The organism is Paenibacillus sp. OT2-17, from assembly GCF_009827695.1.
Taxonomy (GTDB): domain Bacteria; phylum Bacillota; class Bacilli; order Paenibacillales; family Paenibacillaceae; genus Paenibacillus; species Paenibacillus polymyxa_B.
This window is the reverse complement of sequence record NZ_WUDQ01000339.1, coordinates 1-3,969: the sequence shown is the minus strand read 5'-3', so window position 1 is coordinate 3,969 and position 3,969 is coordinate 1. Positions and strand designations below refer to the sequence as shown.

The window sequence follows — 3,969 nt, the reverse complement described above, 5'->3', positions numbered from 1 at the left end:
AGGTCGTACCCTTTGCCAGTGAGTGGACGTTGGAGGCTTTGCGGGGGACGGGCTGTAAAGCAGAATGGCGTATGAAAGACGGCGAGCGCTTCCTTACGGATAATGGTAATTATATTGCCGATTGTCGCTATGGTAAGATCGAGAATCCGCAGGAATTGGAAATCCGCTTGAATCAAATTCCGGGTGTAGTCGATAACGGACTGTTCATTAATATGGCGGACCAGGTTATTATCGCACGGGCCAATGGACAGATCGACGTCCGTAACAAGTAATGTCTAGGACCCGCCTGCTTCATCATGTGGCATTGATGTTATTGATTTTATATACAGGGCTTCTATTATATTGGATGTTTCTCGGTTTTGGTCGTACATTACGACCAGGCCCCCCGTATTCGTATAATATTGTTCCGTTTGATACGATTAGGCAATACTGGCGGGCAATGGAGTCGTTTCCTTTTCGGGTATGGGGTGTTAATTTGCTCGGTAATATTGGCGTATTTATTCCCTTCGGTATCCTTGTGCCTATCATTTGGGTGTCCATGCGAAGTATAGGCAGTCTGTTGTTAACGATAGTGATCGCACTGGTCATTCTTGAGGTGTCCCAAATGCTACTGGGCGCAGGTACAATGGATGTAGATGACATCATACTGAATGTTCTGGGAGTATTATGCGGCCGTGTTGCCTACGTATTTGTACGTAAGAAGTTAGGGATAACAACATAATCGTCCCGCTCTCTGGATCAGTGCTTTAAGACTGGCTGAGAGCGGGCTTTTTTTACATAATGAACTGTAACCTTCTCATAATAGACGGTAATTCCTCCATTTATAGGCCGTAAGAGCAGGGAAAGGAACGCTTAAACTTGACAAAAGTGCACAATTAAGATATCTTGGAATAAAGATATGAGTAACGGAGGCTGTTAATATGTCTGTAAAACCAGATGATCAGGACTTAGCACTTAATTTGTTCGTTGTTCTGGCTCGTGCTTATAATTCGGTCACGTCCCGTACGAATCGGGACATTCATAGTCATGGATTAAATACAACAGAATTTGGAGTGCTTGATCTGCTGTATTATCGGGGACCACAGCCTTTGCAGAAGATTGGAGAAAAGGTACTAATCTCTAGTGGGAATATTACGTACGTGGTAGATAAACTTCAGAAAAAAAACTTGCTTACCCGTCGTGCATCACAAGATGATCGGCGTGTGATTTATGCAGAATTGACTGATGATGGACGTCATTTCTTTGAGCAAATATTCCCGCAGCATCATCGTGTCATTATGGAGACCGTAGATGGCTTATCTGTGGAAGAGAAAGAGCAGGCTATTCATCTGTTAAAAAAGCTTGGACTAACGGCTGAGGGGCAGAAGAGTAACGTATCATAAATTGTGCGTATGCAGGTTAAAACTGCTTTTAGATAAAATACCGACTTCTCGGTATTTTATTTTTTTGTCGTATTTTGGGGAGTAGGGTTAATGTAGAGACGCAAATCAGGTATAATTGTCTAATAGTCACGTCTGGAACAAATCCCCAGTATCTGTTTCGAATACAAATACCTTGTCGGGGAAGGAGCTGTACATGAGTATACAGCAATATACCGCAGGTGAATCGCTATTGATGCAAGCAGGAGCTTTGGCTGAATTAGTTACCCATAAGCAATACGAATTACAGCCCGATCTTTTGCAGCGTTTTGGGGATAACGGTAAAATAAAGACAAAACAGGATTCTATATATAGTTTGAACTATTTAGCTGAAAGTGTAATCATGAACAGCCCTATTTTATTTACACAGTATGTTTACTGGTTAAAAAAGCTTCTGGAGGGTTTCGGCATAACCCAAGAAGATTTGAGCATCAATTTCAGATTAATCCAGCAGACGTTGGTAGAGCACTTCGATCATACGGATAAAACCATGGTGCTGGAGCATCTGGATTTGGGGATACAGCAAATTGGAAAGAAAGAGGAGTATGCCTCTTTTATTACAGATGATAATCCTTATGCTGCTAACGTGGCTCAATATTTGGAATATTTACTCTCAGGTAATCGCAGACAGGCTTTGGATTGGATCGTCCGTTTGCTGGATGAGGGTATCTCTATTCAACATACGTATAAATATATTTTTCAAATTTCGCAATATGAAATAGGCCGTCTATGGCATGAAGGCAAAATCACCGTCGGTCAAGAGCATTTTTGCACTGCCGCGACTCAATTTATTATTTCCAGCCTGTACCCCAGATGGATGGGAAGTGGAAGTAAGGAACGTTGCCTCGTGGCGGCGTGTGTAGGCAGCGAGCAGCATGAATTTGGTCTGCGTATGCTGGCTGATATATTTGAAATGGATGGTTGGGATACGTATTATTTAGGTGCCAATGTACCTAACCGGAGTCTGCTTCAGGCCATTGTGAGTTACAAGGCGGATGTGGTAGCTATCTCAGCTACCATGGCTTACCATGTCCATCTAGTGAAAGAGTTGATTGCTCTCATTCGGCAAGACCCAACGACTAGCCATGTGAAAATTATGGTCGGAGGCTTGCCTTTTAATCTCGATTCCCACTTGTGGCAGGAAGTAGGGGCGGACGGATACGCACCAGGTGCGGAGGAAGCACTGGAGGTTGCTGGTGACTTACTTTCGCTCAGGAAATAAGGTTAGTTTTGTGAACCTGTTAGTCATTTTGTAAAGGGGGCCTTTTAATATGAAGGAACCGACAGCAGAAATGGCTGTCCTGCGGAAAACGGTCGAACAATTAACGGATGAGATTGTGAAAAGCAAGGCTGAGGAAGAAAAGCTGCTGAATGAATTTTCATCAATGAACAACGAACTGGTCAATCTGCAGCGTCAGCTTGCCAAAAGTAATGCGGAATTAACACGGACGAAGGAAGAAGCGGTACGGGCTAATGACCTAAAGAGCACTTTTCTGGCTGTGGTTAGTCATGAATTCAGAACGCCAATGAATGGAATACTTGGAATGATCGAAATGTTAGGTTCATCCAAACTTTCCCCAGATCAACGGCAGGCCATCGGTGTGATACGTGAGTCAGCCTCCCTGTTGTTGAACATGATTAATAATCTGCTTGATATATCCAAAGTGGAAGCAGGACAGATGGAACTGGAGATCGGAAATGTCAGAGTTCAGGCGATTATGAGCCACGTTGCTCAGTTGTTGGAGCCACAAATCTATCAGATGGGTAACCGATTGAGTATAGAGACCGATACCAGTGTGGCAGAGCATCTGGAGGGAGATTCGGCAAGGATCATGCAGATTTTGCTCAATCTGTTGAACAATGCGAATAAATTTACGAGTGACGGATTGCTCATCGTTCGAACAAAATTAGTGGAGGAAACAAAAGATTCCCAACGTGTTCGGTTTGAGGTGCAGGATTCGGGTATTGGGATTTCACCGGAGGATCAGAATAAGCTGTTTCAGCCCTATGTACAGGCCGGTGAAGGAAGCGCATCCCAATATGGAGGAACGGGTCTGGGGCTATGGATATGCAGTTCATTTGTGGAACTCATGCAGGGAGAAATTGGGGTCGTCAGTGAAGAAGGCCAAGGCTCTACGTTCTGGTTTGAAATTCCCTTCATGAAAGGATCGGAGCAGGCAGACGAAATGGAGAAGCATGAAACTGGTGATTTGAAGGTATTTAGCGAGTTGCTGCGTGAGCACAGTCATTCTCAAACTATTTTGGTGGCTGAGGATAATCGGGTAAATCGTCAGGTGGTGCAATTACAGCTTAACCACTTGGGATTCCAGCATATTGATTTTGCTGAGGATGGACAAGCTGCTGTAAGAGCGGCCTCCGAACGATCCTACGCTTGTATTCTAATGGATCATCATATGCCTCTGCTGAATGGTCATGATGCGGCGAAAGCGATCCGCCAGCGGGAAGCAGAAAACCAGCAACCACCTGTGCCAATCATTTCTTTGACCGGAAATGTGTCCGAGGAGGATCAGGCACGGGGCCAGGAGGTTGG

General features: G+C 44.4%; 5 protein-coding genes. All 5 read left to right on the top strand.

Annotated features, from left to right (window positions below; translation table 11 throughout):
* Nucleotides 1-272: ribose-5-phosphate isomerase A (locus GRP75_RS20755; protein ID WP_202404237.1), on the top strand; the 272-nt coding region annotated here is incomplete at its 5' end.
* Nucleotides 272-721 (top strand): VanZ family protein, encoded by a 450-nt coding sequence (locus tag GRP75_RS20750; RefSeq protein ID WP_023988125.1) that lies wholly within the window; start codon nucleotides 272-274, stop codon nucleotides 719-721. The genes GRP75_RS20755 and GRP75_RS20750, both read left to right, overlap by 1 nt.
* Before the next feature lie 199 nt (nucleotides 722-920).
* On the top strand, nucleotides 921-1,382 hold the full coding sequence (locus tag GRP75_RS20745) for a MarR family winged helix-turn-helix transcriptional regulator (protein ID WP_160790245.1): 462 nt from the start codon (nucleotides 921-923) through the stop codon (nucleotides 1,380-1,382).
* A gap of 193 nt (nucleotides 1,383-1,575) precedes the next feature.
* Complete coding sequence (locus tag GRP75_RS20740; protein WP_160790244.1) at nucleotides 1,576-2,640, top strand: cobalamin B12-binding domain-containing protein; 1,065 nt, start codon at nucleotides 1,576-1,578, stop codon at nucleotides 2,638-2,640.
* 49 nt (nucleotides 2,641-2,689) lie between these two features.
* Nucleotides 2,690-3,969, top strand: a 1,280-nt coding sequence (locus GRP75_RS20735; protein WP_160790243.1) for an ATP-binding protein, incomplete at its 3' end; no start/stop codon positions are given.